General features: G+C 62.5%; 13 protein-coding genes and 2 pseudogenes. 8 read left to right on the plus strand and 7 right to left on the minus strand.

Going from position 1 to position 17818, the window contains the following annotated elements; translation table 11 throughout:
- Nucleotides 1-86: 86 nt before the first annotated feature.
- A complete protein-coding gene (gene mscL / locus LGH82_RS13790; protein WP_227348987.1) occupies nucleotides 87-506 on the minus strand; it encodes a large conductance mechanosensitive channel protein MscL in 420 nt (139 codons plus the stop codon).
- 246 nt (nucleotides 507-752) lie between these two features.
- Here mscL and LGH82_RS13795 point away from each other — a divergent pair, with 246 nt between their 5' ends.
- Complete coding sequence (locus LGH82_RS13795) at nucleotides 753-4241, plus strand: PAS domain-containing hybrid sensor histidine kinase/response regulator (protein WP_227348988.1); 3489 nt, start codon at nucleotides 753-755, stop codon at nucleotides 4239-4241.
- Between the two features lie 42 nt (nucleotides 4242-4283).
- On the opposite strand, the gene LGH82_RS13800 is transcribed toward LGH82_RS13795, so the two are convergent.
- Entirely contained in the window at nucleotides 4284-4919 is a 636-nt protein-coding gene (locus LGH82_RS13800) for a TetR family transcriptional regulator (RefSeq protein WP_227349578.1), read from the minus strand.
- Between the two features lie 92 nt (nucleotides 4920-5011).
- Here LGH82_RS13800 and LGH82_RS13805 point away from each other — a divergent pair, with 92 nt between their 5' ends.
- Both LGH82_RS13805 and LGH82_RS13810 read left to right on the plus strand, forming a co-directional pair.
- On the plus strand, nucleotides 5012-5668 hold the full coding sequence (locus LGH82_RS13805; RefSeq protein ID WP_227348989.1) for an O-methyltransferase: 657 nt from the start codon (nucleotides 5012-5014) through the stop codon (nucleotides 5666-5668).
- A gap of 242 nt (nucleotides 5669-5910) precedes the next feature.
- Entirely contained in the window at nucleotides 5911-7095 is a 1185-nt protein-coding gene (locus LGH82_RS13810) for an MFS transporter (RefSeq protein WP_227348990.1), read from the plus strand.
- Between the two features lie 134 nt (nucleotides 7096-7229).
- Here LGH82_RS13810 and LGH82_RS13815 read toward each other — a convergent pair.
- The 3 genes and pseudogenes from LGH82_RS13815 to LGH82_RS13825 all read right to left on the minus strand — a co-directional run bounded on the left by LGH82_RS13815 (nucleotide 7230) and on the right by LGH82_RS13825 (nucleotide 10167).
- Nucleotides 7230-8670: pseudogene (locus LGH82_RS13815) on the minus strand (FAD-binding oxidoreductase).
- Nucleotides 8671-8947: 277 nt separating this feature from the next.
- A pseudogene (locus LGH82_RS13820) lies at nucleotides 8948-9606 on the minus strand (response regulator transcription factor).
- 123 nt (nucleotides 9607-9729) lie between these two features.
- Nucleotides 9730-10167, minus strand: coding sequence for a hypothetical protein (locus LGH82_RS13825; protein ID WP_227348991.1), 438 nt, complete (start codon nucleotides 10165-10167; stop codon nucleotides 9730-9732).
- 110 nt (nucleotides 10168-10277) lie between these two features.
- Between LGH82_RS13825 and LGH82_RS13830 the strand changes: the two genes are divergently transcribed.
- Nucleotides 10278-10628, plus strand: coding sequence for a DUF952 domain-containing protein (locus LGH82_RS13830; protein WP_227348993.1), 351 nt, complete (start codon nucleotides 10278-10280; stop codon nucleotides 10626-10628).
- Nucleotides 10625-11701: a quinone-dependent dihydroorotate dehydrogenase gene (locus LGH82_RS13835; RefSeq protein ID WP_227348994.1), complete on the plus strand. Its 1077-nt coding sequence runs from the start codon at nucleotides 10625-10627 to the stop codon at nucleotides 11699-11701. The genes LGH82_RS13830 and LGH82_RS13835 overlap by 4 nt, the downstream gene beginning before the upstream one ends.
- A gap of 4 nt (nucleotides 11702-11705) precedes the next feature.
- Here LGH82_RS13835 and LGH82_RS13840 read toward each other — a convergent pair whose 3' ends face one another.
- Nucleotides 11706-13043 (minus strand): MATE family efflux transporter, encoded by a 1338-nt coding sequence (locus tag LGH82_RS13840; RefSeq protein ID WP_227348995.1) that lies wholly within the window; start codon nucleotides 13041-13043, stop codon nucleotides 11706-11708.
- 130 nt (nucleotides 13044-13173) lie between these two features.
- On the opposite strand from LGH82_RS13840, the gene LGH82_RS13845 reads away from it, so the two are divergent.
- Nucleotides 13174-14079, plus strand: coding sequence for a histone deacetylase (locus LGH82_RS13845; protein WP_227348996.1), 906 nt, complete (start codon nucleotides 13174-13176; stop codon nucleotides 14077-14079).
- Between the two features lie 56 nt (nucleotides 14080-14135).
- Here the strand turns inward: LGH82_RS13845 and LGH82_RS13850 are convergent, their stop codons facing one another.
- Complete coding sequence (locus LGH82_RS13850) at nucleotides 14136-14399, minus strand: DUF6460 domain-containing protein (RefSeq protein WP_227348997.1); 264 nt, start codon at nucleotides 14397-14399, stop codon at nucleotides 14136-14138.
- Between the two features lie 351 nt (nucleotides 14400-14750).
- On the opposite strand from LGH82_RS13850, the gene LGH82_RS13855 reads away from it, so the two are divergent.
- Both LGH82_RS13855 and LGH82_RS13860 read left to right on the plus strand, forming a co-directional pair.
- Nucleotides 14751-16643: an acyltransferase family protein gene (locus tag LGH82_RS13855; RefSeq protein WP_227348998.1), complete on the plus strand. Its 1893-nt coding sequence runs from the start codon at nucleotides 14751-14753 to the stop codon at nucleotides 16641-16643.
- A 492-nt stretch (nucleotides 16644-17135) separates the two neighbouring features.
- Nucleotides 17136-17759 (plus strand): outer membrane protein, encoded by a 624-nt coding sequence (locus tag LGH82_RS13860; protein WP_227348999.1) that lies wholly within the window; start codon nucleotides 17136-17138, stop codon nucleotides 17757-17759.
- Nucleotides 17760-17818: the final 59 nt, after the last annotated feature.

Here is a 17818-nt window from a genome sequence, read left to right on the forward strand (position 1 = left end):
CTCAGGGCTGCCGCTCTTTACCAGATGCGAAAACAGAAAACCCCGGCCGCGAACGACCGGGGTTTTGGTCCAGCAATACCGTGCTGTTATCTCCTGGCGAGGAGATCGCGAATTTCGGTGAGCAGAGCGACATCAGCTGGTGGCGGAGCAGCCGGGGCAGCAGGCTTCTCGCGCTCAAGCCGCTTACGCAGATTGTTCACCGCCTTGACCATCAGGAAGATGATGAAGGCGAGAATGACGAAGTTCAGCGCCACGGTGATGAAATTGCCGTAGGCAAAAACGGCGCCTTGTTTGCGCGCGTCAATCAGGTTGGTGGCAGTCACGTTGTGCGACAGCCCAATGAAGTAGTTGGAAAAGTCGACGCCGCCGAGTGCACCGATGAAGGGCATGATGATGTCGTTGACCAGCGAAGTGACGATCGTGCCGAAGGCGGCGCCGATGATGACGGCGACGGCCAAGTCCATCACATTGCCCTTGGAAATGAATTCCTGGAATTCTTTCAGCATATGACCCTCCTGTCATGACAAGCCGCGACCGCTCCACCCCTTCGTTCGGCGCCGGCCCGCATGGAGCATAGCAAAAACCTGCGGTTGCAAAATGGGTAAAAAGCGGAAAATAACCGGTTTCTCGTCGTCGACACAGCTCGATGCTTCGGTGGTCCTGCTCACAAAGCCGCGATGGACTTGATCCGCAAGCTGTGATTGCGTCTGGGGCAGACCGGACAGAATTCGGCGAAGGGAGTATCTAGCGGCGTGCAGGGCTGGTTCATCGTCATCATCGCGATTGCCTATGTGACGTTGCTCTTCGTCATCGCCAGCCTGGGCGACCGGCGCTCGGCCATATCGGGGCCAGGCCGGGCCAGGCCCTTCATCTACGCGCTCAGCCTCGCCATCTACTGCACCTCCTGGACCTTCTTTGGTTCGGTTGGACTTTCCTCCGAGCGCGGGCTCGAATTCCTGGGCATCTATACCGGCCCGGTGCTGGTCTTCGTGTTCGGCTTTCCGCTGCTCAACCGCCTCGTGCGGCTGGCAAAATCGGAGAAGATCACGTCGGTCGCCGACTTCCTCGGCGCGCGCTACGGCAAGAGCTTCAGCGTGGCCGCGATCGCCACACTGATCGCCACCATCGGTGCGGTGCCCTACATCGCGCTACAGTTAAAGGCAATCTCCGGCTCGGTCAGCCTGATGGTCGAACATTACACCGGCTCGCCCCCGTCCTTCGACCCGTTCGTCAGCGACATATCGCTGGTCGTCGCCATGCTGCTTGCGCTGTTTGCCGTGCTGTTCGGCACTCGCCACGCCGACGCCACCGAGCACCAGGACGGGCTGGTGCTGGCGGTAGCGGTCGAGACCGTGGTCAAGCTGGCCGCCTTCCTGGCCATCGGCCTGATGGTCACTTTCCTGATCTTCGGCGGCCCAGCCGACATGTTCGCCAAACTCGCGGAAAATACACAGGTCCGCCAGGCGATGGGCTACTCGACGTCGCTTGCAACCTGGCTGGTGCTGACGGGCATCAGCGGCTTCGCCATCATCATGCTGCCGCGCCAGTTCTACGTCACCATCGTCGAGAACCGCAGCGAAGCCGAACTGCGCACCGCGACCTGGGTGTTTCCGCTCTATCTCGTGGCGATCAACCTGTTCGTGCTGCCGATCGCGTTCGCCGGCCTGGCGCTGGTCGGCACCAAGACCAGCAGCGACCTCTATGTGCTGTCGCTGCCCTTGTTCAACGGCCATGATTTTCTGGCCATGGCAGCCTTCATCGGTGGCCTGTCGGCGGCGACCGCCATGGTGATCGTCGAGAGCGTCGCGCTGTCGATCATGATCTCCAACGACCTCGTCATCCCGCTGTTCGTGCGCCGCCTGCTGAAGACCACGACCTCCGAGAACGAGGACTGGTCGACGCTGATCCTCAATGTGAGGCGGGCATCCATCTTCATCATGCTGTTCGTCGCCTTCCTCTACTACCGCGAGAGCACCAACAGTGCGCGGCTCTCGTCGATCGGCCTGATGTCCTTCGCGGCCATCGCCCAGTTCGCTCCGGCCCTGATCGGCGGCTTGATCTGGCGCGGCGCCAACGGCAGGGGCGCGGCGCTGGGCATGGTCGCCGGCATCCTCGTCTGGGGCTACACGCTGCTCCTGCCTTCGTTCGCCGCGCCCGATGCCGACATCATCATCCATGGCCTGTTCGGCTTCGATGCCTTGCGGCCGCAGGCACTGTTCGGCACTATCGCGGAGCCGCTGAACCACGGCGTGCTGTGGAGCCTGTCGATCAACATGCTGTTCTTCGTCCTGGGTTCGCTTTCCCGCGCCTCGGTGCCGCTGGAACGCATACAGGCATCCATCTTCGTGCCACGCGAGGCCGGTCCGATGCCAAGCCTGCGCCGCTTCCGCACCGCCATCACCGTCAACGACCTCAAGGACACCATCTCGCGCTATCTCGGCGTCGAACGCACCGAACGCTCCTTTCAGTCTTTCGAAAAGAGCGGTGGCACGTCGCTGCACGGCAAGGAGCAGGCGAGCATGGACGTGATCCGCTTCTCCGAGCAATTGCTGGCCAGCGCGGTCGGCTCCTCCTCGGCACGGCTGATCCTGGAGCTGTTGTTGCGTCGCAATGATCGCGAGTCCAAGGATGCTTTCCGCCTGCTCGATGACGCCACCGAGGCGCTGCAGCACAATCGCGACCTGCTGCAGATCGCGCTCGACCAGATGGAACAGGGCATCACCGTTTTCGACCGGGATTTCCGCCTGATCTGCTGGAACCGCCAGTATCGTGCGCTGTTCGACCTGCCCGACGAGATGGGCCAGGTCGGCGTCTCGCTCGACCGCATCCTTTATCACCTTGCCGAGCGCGGCGACATTCCAGCGGACCAGCGGGTGGCGATGCTGAACCGGCTGACCAGCTTCGTCAGTCCCTGGCAGATGGAGCTGAAGACCAGCGGCCGCACCCTGGAGCTGCGCTCCAACCCGATGCCGGACGGCGGCATCGTCGCCACCTATGCCGATATTTCCGGGCGCGTCGAACAGGATCTGGCGCTGAAACGCGCGAATGAATCGCTGGAGCAGCGCGTCAAGAACCGCACCATCGAACTCACCCGCGTCAATGAGGAACTGGCGCAGGCGCAGATGCTGGCCGAGGAGGCCAATCTGGGCAAGACGCGCTTCCTCGCCGCCGCCGGCCACGACATCCTGCAACCCTTGAACGCCGCCCGGCTCTATTGCTCGTCGCTGATCGAGAAGGCCGGCAAGGGAGCCGCCGGAAAGGCCGCGGTCAACATCGAATCGTCACTGGAGTCGGTGGAGACCATCCTTGGCGCGGTGCTCGACATTTCCCGGCTCGACGCCGGCGCGATGAAGCCTGATGACACCACTTTCAGCCTGGATGGACTGCTCAGACAGATCGGAAACGACTTCCGGCCGCTTGCCGCCGAGAAGAAACTCGAGCTGACGATCATGACGTCGTCGCTCAGCGTCATCACGGACCGCAACCTGCTGCGCCGCCTGATCCAGAATCTCGTCTCCAACGCCATCAAGTACACGCGCCACGGCCGGGTTCTGGTGGGTGTGCGGCGGCGTGGCGAGATGGCCGAGATCCAGGTGATCGACACCGGTATCGGCATCGCCGGCGACAAGCTGAACACAGTCTTTCGCGAATTCACCCGGCTCGACGAAGGCGCGCGCGAGGCCGAGGGCCTTGGCCTCGGCCTCTCGATCGTCGACCGCCTCGCCCGGGTGCTGCGCCTTGAAATCCGGATCTTTTCAAATCCGGGCAAGGGCACGCGTTTCTCGGTCATCCTGCCGGTCGCGGCCGTGCAGGAGCCGCGCCGCGAGATCGAAGCCAAGGCCCCTGCTCGCACCACCACTTCGCTTGCCGGGCTGCATGTTCTCTGCATCGACAATGACGCCCGCATCCTCGACGGCATGAGGCTGTTGCTCGAAGGGTGGGGCTGCATCGTCGAAACCACTTCCGGCTCGCACGACCTGAACGGACCGGCGATGCATCGCCCTGACATCATCCTTGCCGATTATCATCTCGATGGCGAAACCGGCCTCGGCGTCATCCGAAAGCTGCGCGCGGTCCATGGCGAGGACATCCCGGCCGTGCTGGTCACCGCCGACCGTTCGAACGAAGTGCGCACCGCCGCCGAAAGGCTCGACGTACCGGTGATCAACAAGCCGCTGAAACCCGCGGCGCTGCGTTCGATGATGGCGCGCATCAGGCCGCTGGCGCCGGCGGCGGAGTGACGTCAAGGGAACCCAACAGTTCGCCGGCCATAGCCGGCTGCCTCAACCCCGGTGCCCGAGGCTTCCAAGATAGGCGCAGAACATGTCGGCCATCGCGTCGGCGTGGCTTTCGATCTCCGCAGGTGTTCGGGGGCTTCCCGAAAAATCCCTTCCCACCGCGCTGAGCGTCATCATGATCAGCTCGCCGGCCAAGGCACGGACAGCTTCCGGAGCCTCAGGCAATGCCTCCCGCAGGAAGGTCTGGACGGTTCGCTTTCCCGAGGCCCTGGCCTCATGCGCCTCGGGTGCATCGCGATAGAGGGGTGCCGCGTCATTGAGCGCCCCACGCACGGCAGCCTCATCGCATTCCGAGAGGATGAAGGCATGGACCAACGAACGCAGCCGTTCGAGCGGTGGCTGCCTGGTATCCTCAAGGATGTTGCGCAGCAGGCCGCCCGTCTGCCGCCATTCATCGCTCTGGAGCCTGAACAGGAGCGCGGCCTTGTTCGGGAAATACTGATAGAGCGAGCCGACACTGACGCCGGCTTTTTCAGCCACGCGCGTGGTGGTGAAACGCCGCGCGCCTTCGCTCTCCAAAACCTGAACAGCGGCCTCCAAAATCGCGGCGACAAGCTCCGTGGCGCGGGCTTGTTTTGGCTGTTTTCGTGAAGAAATTGAATGGTTTGGGCGTTCGGCCACGGCGCGCTTCCGCAATGCGAATTGGAAACCTGAAGGATTATTCGTATTTTGATGGCGACACAAGAACGCAGTCATTTTCGACAGGAGCCTTCATGACGACGCTCACCAACGCCCCGCTCGCACCTCTGCTCGCTCGCCTGTTCAAAGAGGCGAGCACCGCGACCAGTCCGGCAATGGCCGCACTCTCGCACGATGAGCGTGCACGCCTGCTGCGGAGCAAGACCGAGTATATCGAAGTCTACGGACAGCTGAAGGATCTCTGGCTCGCGGTTTCACCGGAGACCGGCACGTTGCTCTACATGCTGGCGCGAAGCAGCGGCGCGCGCATCATCATCGAGTTCGGCACCTCGTTCGGTATTTCGACGCTCTATCTTGCCGCGGCATTGCGGGACAATGGCGGCGGCCACCTGATCACCACCGAGTTCGAGCCGTCCAAGGTAATGCGGGCCAAGGCCAACCTGACGGAGGGCGGCCTCATCGACCTTGTGGAAATCCGAGAGGGAGACGCGCTGCGGACATTGAGCGACGACCTGCCAGAGACAATCGACCTGCTGCTCCTCGACGGCGCCAAGGCGCTCTATCCGGAGATCCTGAGCCTCGTCGAAAGCCGCCTGCGGCCAGGCGCGTTGGTCATCGCCGACAACGCCGATTTCTCTCCTGAATATCTGGAGCGCGTGCGCTCGCCGGCATCCGGCTACATGTCCACGCCCTTCGGCGAGGATGTCGAACTGTCCGTACGTCTCGGCTGAGGCTGGCGCTGCCCGACTGGAGCCAGTTGCTCAAATACCCATGTCGCCCCAAGGGCGGCCGTAAGCGTTTACGTCAACCAACGCGATCTCCGGGCCTCGCACACCAGTCGAGGTCCCCATGCGCAGGTGACGTTCATGATCAATCCACTCTTGTCCTTCTGGCGCGCGATGCCGCGTCCGGCCCTGTTGGCTGCGCACAGCGCATCCCGTCGAACGACGGCCCACACGCGGAGTGCATGACCATGTCTGAAACCGATCGACCCGACCTTGCCTATCGCCGCGTCGTTGCCCTGACGGCGGCGCTGTTCCTTTCCTATCTCACCGTTGCGATGTCGCTTCCGGCGGTGCCAATCCATGTCGTCCAGGGGCTGGGTCTCAGCAACGCGCTGGGCGGACTTGCCGTCGGCATCGCCTTTCTGTCGACGATCCTGACGCGTGCCCATGCCGGCGCATTGGCCGACCGGCTCGGCGGCAAGGTCTGCATGCAGCGCGGCTTGATCCTCTATGCGGTGGCAGGACTGACCTGCCTGCTGGCGAATTGGCCCGGACTGCCGGTCGAAGGCAGCTATGCCTTGCTGATTGTCGGCCGGCTGGTGCTCGGGCTGGGCGAAAGCCTGGGCATGGTGGGAATGATCAACTGGGCCATCGGCCTGATGGGCCATGGCCGGTCTGGCAGGGTAATCTCGCTGGTCGGGATGGGCATGTATGGCGCCTTTGCCGCCGGCGGGCCGCTGGGCCTGATGGTGCTCGACCGGCTGGGTTTTGCCGGATTGATGGGCGTCTGCACGGCATTGCCATTGCTGGGGCTGATCGCCATTCATCGGCTTCCGGCCGTGGCGCCTCATGCCGGCCAACGCGAATCCTTCTGGCGCATCGTCGGCCGCATCTGGCGCCCGGGCGCCGCCGTCGGGCTGCAAGGCGTGGGCTTCGCGGCCCTTGGCGCTTTCTTTTCCCTTTATTTCCTCAGTCGCGGTTGGCCGCATGCCGGGCTCGGCCTGACCTTCTTCGGCGTCGGCTTCGTGCTGGTCCGGCTGTTTTGTGGCAATCTGCCGGACCGTATCGGCGGAACACCCGTCGCCATCGCCTCGCTGATCGTGGAGGCCTGCGGCCAATATCTGTTGTGGCTGGCGCCTGGACCATGGCTGGCGTTGACCGGTGCCCTGCTGACCGGGCTTGGCTGCTCGATGGTGTTCCCGGCCATGGGCTCCGAGGTCGTCAAGCGAGTGCCGCCGCATCTGCGTGGCACCGCGGTGGGCGGCTTCGCCGCCTTCCAGGATCTGGCCTATGGCGCGACGGCGCCCGTGGTCGGGCTGCTCGCGGATTCCTCGGGCTATTCCGTGGTGTTCCTCATCGGCGGCCTCGCCGCGACGCTCGGCCTGTGGATGGCTGTATCGGCGCACCGGCAGGCGCGTCCGGCCATCGCATGACGCCGGTCGTCGTACCGTTGCTTTCGGTTGACCGTCATCGCCTCTCGTTGGGCAAACACAGCGAGAGGACGCGCCGAGCGCCAATATCCCGTGCGGGCAATTGATATCGAAGGCACCCGCACGGGTTGCACGCCTCAAGCGGCGCGCTGGCCCTCCTTCGGCCGCAGATTCTGGTTCATGCGGAACAGATTCAGCGGGTCGTAGCGCTGCTTGATTTCCACTAGCCGCCGATAGTTGCCGCCATAGGCGGCTTCAACCCGGCCGGCCTCGTCTTCAGGCATGAAGTTCACGTAAACCGTGCCGGCGGCATAAGGCTTGACCGCTTCATAAAGGCCGCGAGCCCAGTCGATGCATGCTTTGTCCATTGCCGGTTCGCGCCAGCGGGCGTGAACGTTCATGACGAAATGCGAGTTGCGCTGTGGAAACAGCCGTCGCATCCGCCTTGATGCGACCCGCCGCGCCACCGACATGGCCGATGAATATCTCGCATTCGGGGCCGGGAAGCTTGGCTATTGCCGCCGTGATGGCCGCAGCCGCATTGTCTGAAAACTCGGTGAGATCATGGCTCTTCCAGTAGTTGCGAGCGCCCGGCGCAAGCAGCGGGTCGAAGGCCTGCTGCCAGCCGGTGAACGGGTTGGGGCCAACGACGTCGGCAATCGGCGTGCCGATGGCGCGAAGCTTCTGCGTCGCCTTTTCCCCCGCCTGGATGTCGCCGCAATAGCACATGGCCAGCACCAGCACCTCCTTGCCATGCCATTCGGTCGGCAGGAACGGCAGCGGTGGCGCCTGCCGCATGACGACCCAACAGGTCAGTTCGTCAGGCGCGGCTTCGAGCGCCTTGCGATATTCCCACAGCACCTTCTCGGCGTCGGCGAAGGGATGGACGACCAGCCCCGACAGAACCTGCGGGCCCATCTGGTGGAGTTTGAACTCGAACGCGGTGACGATGCCGAAATTGCCGCCGCCGCCGCGCAGCGCCCAGAACAGATCGGGATTTTCGGTCTGGCTGGCGCGCAGCAATTTGCCGTCGGCGGTGACCACATCGGCGGAGACAAGATTGTCGATGGTCAGGCCGAATTTCCGGGTGATCCAGCCGAAGCCGCCGCCCAGCGTCAATCCTGATATGCCGGTGGTCGAGTTGATGCCGGTTGGCACCGCCAGACCGAAGGCCTGCGTTTCCTTGTCGACATCGGCAAGTGTCGCGCCGGGCCCGACCCATGCGCGCTGTGCCTCCACGTCGACCCGCACCGACTTCATCGGCGACAGATCGATCATCATGCCGCCATCGCAGACGGCGCTGCCGGCAATGTTGTGGCCGCCGCCGCGCACCGCGACGAGAAGCCTGTTTTCCCTTGCAAAATTCACGGCGTTGATCACGTCGGAAGCGCCGGAGCAGCGCACGATCAGCCCAGGCCGCCGATCAATGGTGGCATTCCAGACGGTGCGTGCGTCGTCGTAAGCTGTATCGCCCTCCTGAAGCAGTGTGCCGCGCAACTGCGCCGCAAGCGCTTCCAAGGCTGCGGCATTGACTTTCGTCTTGCCACGTTCAAGCGTTGTGAGGCTCATGGTATTCATGGTTTCCTCCCAATTTGCTGATGAGCCGGTTTTCCCTCAAACGCCTTTAAGTTTGCTCTTATATTAGAAATCCCGCAAGCACAGACCGGCATGACGTTGCCACGATGGGCAAATTCGAAGCGCTGCTTCGACCACATGGGCGCCGGATTTCATCCGTCGTCGTGTCCACGACAGTCTTCGACCATCTGAACGAAACCGCGCCAACAGTGTGAAAAACATCGATGGCGCACCGATCACCCTCCAGGAGTGTCGGGCCAGCGATGATAGTCCTGGGAGCTCAGTTCACTGGCTGTAGCGGGTCGCCGCCGATCTTGGCCAGCTGGATCACCGCCTGGGTGCGGCTGTCGACACCGAGCTTCTGCAGGATGGCGGAGACATGCGCCTTGATGGTCGCCTCGGAGACGCCGAGCTCATAGGCGATCTGCTTGTTGAGCAGGCCTTCCGCCAGCATGCCGAGCACACGGGTCTGCTGCGGCGTCAGTGCCTGCAGCCGCTTGATCAGATCGGAAATCTCGGGATCGCGCTCCACGCCGAGATCGATGCCGATGGGCGCGGCGATATCGCCGGCCAAACCGACTGCACGGCGTTGCGAATCTCTTCCATGCTGGCCGATTTGGAGATGAATCCGGAGGCGCCTAGATCGAGCGCGCGCCGGATCGTCACCGGATCATCATGCGCCGACACCACCACCATCGGCACAGCCGGGTGGATGCCGCGCAGCGAGATCAGGCCGGACAGGCCGCTTGCTCCCGGCATGGACAGGTCGAGCAGCACCAGATCGACATCCTCATTGGCGACGACCAGAGCCTTGGCGCTTTCGAAATCGCCGGCCTCGTGGATGGCGGCAACATTGCCGATGCCGGCAAGCGCCTCCCTCAGCGCGCCGCGAAACAGCGGATGGTCGTCGGCGATGACGAAAGTGTAGCCCGACGGCAAATGCTCCTCCCCGAATCCCCTGATGATTTTATGTTTTTACGGGACCAGTCGGATTATGCGGCGATGCATCCTGTTTTCAAGCGGCAAAGACAGCTTCGCGGGTTTTCCCCAGGCGCTTGTCATTCAAGTCTTTTGCGAATTGAGCTTGGCGCCGTCGCCGCCACTATCCTTGTTCATATCCTTGACGATCCCCATGAAGCCGCGCACGAAACGCTCCATGTAGCTCATCGTCTTGTTGAAATCCTCCTCGCTGGGCAGGTTCGATTCCAGACGGGCGGACAGCGAATTCTCAAGCTTGGTGACGCGCTCGTCCATCGCCTTCATCGACGTCTGGAGACGGTCGATCTCGTCCTGGTAGGCAGCACGTTCGTCCGCCGCCACTTTGCATACCAACTGGCCGGAGTGCTCCTCGCAGATCGACATCGCACCGGTCTGCGTATCCATGCGCACATAACCGTTGGTCGATTTTTCGAGACGGTAGCGATCGGTTTCCTCAGAATACGCTGATGCCGCGACAAGTGAGACAAGAGCGGCGGGGATCAAGACGTGCTGCAGACGCATAGTGTCCTCCATGAGCCAGTAGGAGTAACCTACCACATCTTTGCGCCGGAAATGGGGAAGACCCCTGGCGCGGCCTTCCCCGCGTGGCTGGTTCGGACTATAGCGCAGCCATGTCTCAGATTATTTACAAGATAACTCCCGAAGCACTGTGGCGTGATGCGGAAGCAAATGGCCGCTTTACCGGCGCACCGATCGACGTGGCGGATGGATTCATCCATTTCTCCACAGCGGAGCAGGTCAAGGAAACAGCGGCAAAGCACTTCACCGGTCAGACCGGTCTGCTATTGGTTGCCATTGACGGCGCCAGCCTTGGCGATCCGCTGAAATACGAGGTCTCGCGCGGCGGTGCCTTGTTCCCGCATCTCTATGGTCCGCTCGACGTCAAGACCGTGCTGTGGGTCCGACCATTGCCGCTGGGCGCCGACGGCGCCCACCAGTTTCCGGCGCTGGAGGCCAGATGAGCGTGCTCGACCGGCTCGGCCAGAAACTGCTGTTCACATTCGATCCGGAAACCGCGCATGGCATGTCGATCGCAGCGTTGCGATGCGGCCTGCCGGTCGGCGCGCGGACAGTGCGCGATGCCCGACTGAAGATGACGGTCTGCGGCATCGATTTTCCCAATCCGCTCGGCATGGCCGCCGGCTACGACAAGAACGCCGAAGTGCCCGACGCCCTGCTTGGCCTTGGCTTCGGCTTCGCCGAGGTAGGCACTATCACGCCACTGCCGCAGGCCGGCAACCCGAAGCCGCGCATTTTCCGGCTGACGGCGGATGAGGCGGTGATCAACCGCCTGGGCTTCAACAATGAAGGCCATGCGGCCGCTGAAAAGCGTCTCGCTGCCCGCAAGGGGCGTAGCGGCATCGTTGGCGTCAACATCGGCGCCAACAAGGACAGCACTGATCGCATCGGCGACTATGAACGCGGCGTCGCCAGGTTCGCGCAATATGCCACCTACCTGACGGTCAACATCTCTTCGCCCAACACGCCGGGCCTGCGCAACATGCAGGCGCGCGAGCAGCTTGACGAACTCCTGTCGCGTGTCATGGCCGCGCGCGCGGCTGCGTCGACGCAGCCACCGATCTTCCTCAAGATCGCGCCGGACCTGGTCGAGGCGGAACTGGAAGATATTGCCGCCGAGGTCACTGAAAAGCGGATCGACGGCGTCATCGTCTCCAACACAACCATTGCGCGGCCATCGCTGCGCAGCGGCGATGTTGCGCGCGAGACCGGCGGGCTTTCAGGAAAGCCGCTCTTCGAACGCTCGACGATCGTGCTCGCAAGGATGCGGAAGCTGCTTGGCCCGGAGCGTGCCATCATCGGCGTCGGCGGCGTCGATTCCACCGAGACGGCGCTGGAAAAAATCCGCGCCGGCGCCGATCTCGTCCAGCTCTACACCAGCATGATCTATGCCGGACCGGCGCTGCCGGGTCGCATTGTCGCCGGAATGGCTGGCTTCGCGGACAAGCAGCCGCTCAAGTCGCTGCGGGAATTGCGCGATGCCAGCCTCGACAAATGGGCGTCCAAGCCGCTTTAAAGTGCTAGAATGCCGTACGTACCCGTAGCCGTAAAATGGCAAGCAGGCTGAAGCCGCGCGCCAGCAGGAAGATGTGCAACGCCGCCCACAGGCCGTTATTGCCGAAGGCGGGCGCCAGCGTCAGCAGCGCGGCCACGAACACCAGGAACGACAGCAGCATCATGTTGCGCATGTCACGTGACCAGGTCGCACCGATGAAGACCCCATCCATCTGGAACGCCAGCACGCCGCTCAGCGCGGTAAATGCCGCCCAGGGCATGTAGATATCGGCGACGGCGCGGACGTCTTGCGAGGTCGTGACGACCGCAACCAGATCAGCGCCGCCCAGCAGCAGCACCAGGGTCGCGGCTCCAGCCAGCCCGAAACCCCAGAACAGGGTCAGCCGTACCGCCCGCCGGAAAGGCTGCTCGGCGCGCGCGCCGACGGCACGGCCCGCCAATTGTTCGGCCGCGGTGGCGAAACCATCAAGGAAATAGCCGGCGACAAGGAAGAAGTTCATCAGCACTGCGTTGGCGGCCAAAGTCACCGTACCGAACTGCGCGCCCTGGCGCGTGAACAGGGCGAAAGCAGCAAGCAGCGAGAACGAGCGGATCATGATGTCGCGATTGAGTGACAGCATGCGCAGGAAGGCTGACATGTCGAGCAGGCGATGGCGGGGCAATCGGGGTGCTGCCCGGAAGCGCCTGACGACGATGGCCAGCCCAAGCAGCATGGCGAGGAATTCGCCAGTGACGGTTGCCCAGGCGACGCCCGCGACACCCCAGCCAAGCTTCAGGCCGAGCAGGAAGCACAGCGCGATGTTGATGCTGTTCAGCACCAGTTGCAGCATCAGCCCGAGCCCGCCCTCGCCGCGCCCCAGCACATAACCGAGGATGGCGTAGTTGATCAGCGAGAAGGGTGCCGCAAGCAGCCTGATGCGGATGTAGACGCCCATCGCCTCGCTGACGCGCGGCCCGGCATCCATGAACCACTGGCCGCCCTGGGCGACCAGAGGCGAAAGCGCCGCAAGCACGATGCCGGCGACGACCGCGATCAGCACCGCGCGCCAGAACACCGCCTGCTCCTCCAGCGCATCACCGCGCCCGAAAGCCTGGGCGACAAGGCCGGTGGTGCCGGAACGCAGGAAATTGAAGGAGGTGAAGACGACATCGAAGATCAGCGCGCCTGCCGCGAGGCCGCCCAGAAGAGCCGCATCGCCGAACTGACCGACGACGGCAGTGCCGACAAGGCCAAGCAGCGGTGTCGTCAGATAGGCAAGCGTCATCGGCACGGCAATGGCAAGCACGGAGCGATTGGTGACGACAAAAGATCTGGCGTCGGCTGGGGATGCACCCTTGTCCAAGGATTGCTGCCTTGCTGATTGCGGCTTGATCGAGCGCCCGATGTGCCCCACTTTCTGTCCGCTGCGCAATTACTCTTCGCGTAACGGCCAATAGAATTCCTCGCCTGGCGCGAGCCCGCCGGACACCCCCATGCCCCTGCAAATCGTTCATCATCCCGACTATGACGCCGGTTTCGCCGTCAATCATCGTTTTCCGATGAGCAAATACCCATTGCTGATGGAAGCCTTGAGCCAACGCGGCCTGGCACAGCCCGACGCACTCAACACGCCTGAGCCCGCGCCGGCATCATGGCTGAAGCTTGCCCATGCCGCTGACTATGTCGAGCAGGTGCTTGCCTGCGAAGTGCCGGCGAAAATCGAGCGCGAGATCGGCTTTCCGGTAAGCCCGCGCGTTTCGCTCAGAGCGCAGCTCGCCACCAGCGGAACGATCCTGGCATCGCGGCTGGCGCTGCAACACGGCATCGCCTGCAACACCGCCGGCGGCAGTCACCACGCGCGGCATGCACAAGGTGCGGGCTTCTGCACCTTCAACGATGTTGCCGTCGCCTCGCTGGTGCTGCTCGCTGAAGGCGCGGCCGCCAACATCCTGGTCGTCGATCTCGACGTGCATCAGGGCGACGGCACGGCCGACATCCTGCGGGACAATCCGCGCGTGTTCACCTTTTCCATGCATGGCGACCGCAACTATCCGGTACGCAAGATCGATTCCGACCTCGACATTGCACTCCCCGACGGCACCGGCGATGCCGCCTATATCGAGCGGCTCATCGGCATTCTGCCTTACCTGTCAGACATGGCTCGTTGGGACATCGTCTTCTACAATGCTGGGGTCGACGTCCATGCCGACGACCGGCTTGGCCGGCTGTCCCTCACGAATGACGGCTTGCGCGCCCGCGACGAATCGGTGATCCGCCACTTTCGCGCGCAGGGCATTCCCGTCTGCGGTGTCATCGGCGGGGGCTATTCCACGGACGTGCCCGCGCTCGCCGTGCGCCATGCCATCCTCTTCGAGGTGGCAGCCAGCTACGCCCGATAATCCTGTTCAGGCATGATCTTGTCCGAAAACCGGTTCCCACTTTTCGGGATCATGCTCTACTTCCGGTAGTTAGCGACCCTGAGCAGGATGAAGGCCGGGATGACGATCGCGGCACCAAGCAGGATATAGCCGAGGAAGCGATAGACGGCGTTGAAGCCAAGATTCCAGAGGTCGATGACGAACTTCTGGATGCCATTGACCACATCCATCGGCGACCAACCGAACGCGTTCATGACAAGGCCGACGAGGAACGACACCACAAGCAGCTTCAGGACCACCCTGAACGGCGAGTCGCCGAGAAAGCGCGTCAATGCGGACAAGGGCTGTCTCTCCAGATTCGGGTGTCCCGGATTCGGAACACGGGTGCAGAAATACGCACTTGGTTCCCCGGCTTCAAGCCATGCCCGCGAGTTTGCGGTTTCAGGCCGGGACAAGGCCGCCAGGAAGGCAGCGCGCCGACCTGCGTTTCCAATCGGCGTCCCTCAGCCTTGACACTCATGTTGCAGTGCAGCAAACTTAGGTCATCGTGGGCAGCCTGTTGAGATCAACCAGCCAGCTTCATTCGTATGGCCCGGAGATTGAGGGCTTATGCAGTTTCGCCGCCGCAGCACAGGCGCTTCCGCCGGGATTGCCGCGCAAATGCCCTCAAACATAGCGGATGGACGATTGGAATGAACTACAGGCGTGACATCGATGGCCTGAGGGCGGTTGCGGTGCTTCCGGTCGTGCTCTTTCACTTCGGAGTTTCCGCCATTCCCGGCGGCTTCACCGGCGTCGACATTTTCTTCGTCATATCCGGTTACCTGATCACTGGCAGCCTGCTGGATGACCTCGATCGCGGTCAGTTCTCGATCGCACGGTTCTACTGGCGCCGGGCGCGGCGTATCCTGCCGGCCCTGGTCTTCGTCATTCTCCTCAGTTGCATCGCGGCCTGGTTCATCCTGCTGCCGTCGGACCTGCACGAATTCAGCCTGAGCGTCATCGCGGCGTCCACCTTCTGGTCGAATATCTATTTCTGGAAAACGACCAACTACTTCTCGATCGATGCCGAACTGCGACCGCTGCTGCACACATGGTCGCTCTCCGTGGAGGAGCAGTATTACATCTTCGCCCCGATCCTGATGTTCCTGATCTACCGCTATCTGGGCAAGCGCTGGCTGCTCGTGCTCGTGCCGATCATCATCGGCAGCTTCGCGCTGGCAATCATGGCGACCTCATTGGCGCCGACAGCCGGCTTCTACCTCTTGCCGACACGCATGTGGGAACTCATGCTGGGCGCGGTGCTCATGCTGAGACGCCCGCCCGCCATTGGAAACCGGCTCTCGATGGAGCTTCTGGGACTGGCCGGCTTCGGCCTGATTGCCTACGGGTTCCTGACGATCTCGGAGAACGATCCGTTTCCGGGCTACAACGCCTTGTTTCCCTGCATCGGTACGGCCCTGCTGATCTATGTCGGCCAGACTCCACCGACCGCTGACAGGCCGGCGACGATCGCCACGCGAATTCTCCGGTTCAGCCCGTTCGTCTGGATCGGCCTGATCTCATACTCGCTGTATCTCGTTCACTGGCCGATCAACTCGTTTGTCCATTATCTCTCGCTTCAGAACATCGGCGTGCCGACGGTCATCGCCATGATGATCGGCAGCCTTGCCCTCGCGACATTCTCCTGGAAATTCGTCGAGCAACCTTTCCGGCAGAAACGGCCGTTTACAGCACCGTTGCCGATCTTCGCCTTTTCAAGCGCGGCGATTGCAGTGCTGTGTGCCTGTGGCCTCGCCGGCGCGCTCGCCAACGGGTTTCCGCACCGGTTTCCGGACTTCTCAACGCAGAAGGTCCAAGTCGGCGACTGGCGCAACGGCGTCTGTTTCAACGAGGGCTCGAGCCCGATAGAAACCTGGAACCTCGGGGATTGCACGCGCACACACGGCTTTGCCACCACCGTCATGCTGTGGGGGGATTCGTTTGCCGCGCACTACGTTTCGGGGCTCGAAGCCAACATCGACAAGATCCAGGCCAACGTTGTCCAATACACCTACGCCGGCTGCCCGCCGGACCTCTCGTATTTTTCCTACGCACGCCCCAGCTGCAGCCGTTTCAACAAGCGGGCCCTGACCGTCATTCGAGATGCCGGAATCCAGTCGGTCATACTGAGCGGTCGCTGGACCGACTACGAGACCCGAGGGTTCGGCGGGCTTCAGCAAACGATCGCCACGCTCCACGGTTTGGGCGTGCGCGTGTATGTCATCGGCCAATCACCGGAATTCATCGCCGACGTCCAGAAAATCGCGTTCTTCGCCAAGCGGGCGCATGCCGGCAATTCGGAATGGCCCATGGCCATGGATCCCAGGATCAATGAAAAGGTGCAACCCTTCACCAAAGGGGCCACCTTCATCGATCCGCTGACATCACTGTGCGACGCAAAAGGCTGCTCCTATGCCGATGCCGACACCGGTCAGTTCCTCTATTTCGACTATGGCCACTTCTCGACGGCTGGAGCCATCCTGGCTGTTTCAAAATACTGGCCGAGCTTTGCCGCCAGCGCCGAGGTTGCGAAGGCGAAGTGAAACAGACAAACAACGGGAGAGAGGCGACGCGCGTCGCCCCCGAAACTCTTGCATTCCAACGTCGGGTGATAGGCCGCACTCGTAGAGTATCCGACCGGTGACGCAGGCGGAATGGCTCGGCCTTTCATCCTCCGCACAAGGCGCGCAAGTGATGCGCGGTCTCGCAGGCAGGCAAACCAAAACGGTTAAATATCCGTAAACAATCTCTCTTCAATTAATTGAAAATAAAGCGAAAAATCTTCACTTTCCGGTTTCCCGCAATGTGCCCGCAATTTTCATTTGCGAGATAGCCGGTGTCTTTCACATGATGGATCGCACGGCAAATCAGCTCCCAATGACATGTGCTCCACGCCGGTTCGTGTGACCACGGCGCCGGGCGATCATTCCAGGCGAGAGACAACGAAACCGGAGTACGGCCGCCCCAAATGGTCGCGCTCTCAAAGGATCAAATCCGCGCGTCGAGTGCTGCGCATATGTGTCTGGAGTAATGCAATGTCTTCTCAAAGAATGATTGCCCTGGCGGGAGCCGCCCTTGCGCTCGCCGTGTATTTGAACGGATCAGCGATGGCCGCCGACCTATCGCCCGCCTACAACGATCCCCCGGCTTTCCAGTGGAGCGGCGCCTATTTCGGTGCCCATGGCGGCACGGCGTTCACAAGGATGCCAAACCCTTTCGCCGACAGGAACGGCTTCGATGCCGGCGCGCAGGCTGGCTACAACGTCCAGATGGGCCCGGCGGTTCTGGGCGCCGAAATCGAAGGCTCCTACCTGGGAGGCGCCGAGCACGATGTTCGGGGCGGCAAGGTCAAGGAAAAGTGGCGCGCGGCCGCCAAGGCCAAGGCCGGCCTCAGTTTCAATCAGACGCTGGTGTTTGGAACCGGCGGCGTGGCGCTCACCAAGTTCGAGAAGGGCGACAACCTGACCGACAGCAGCGGATGGAAGGCCGGATATCTGGTCGGTGCTGGTATCGAGCAGGCCTTTGCCGGCGGTCTCTCCGCCAAGGTCGAGTATGACTATATCCGTACGCCGAACGTCGAGACGACGACCACGCTCGGCACATCCAAGTCGACGATCGGAAGCCATGAGCTGAAAGCCGGCGTCAACTACCGGTTCTAGACCACGGCTTCCCTCCGGCGGCGGCTACCCGCCGCCTCCAGGTCCAGTGAAGGGCATCG

The organism is Mesorhizobium sp. PAMC28654 (assembly GCF_020616515.1).
Classification (GTDB): Bacteria; Pseudomonadota; Alphaproteobacteria; order Rhizobiales; family Rhizobiaceae; genus Mesorhizobium.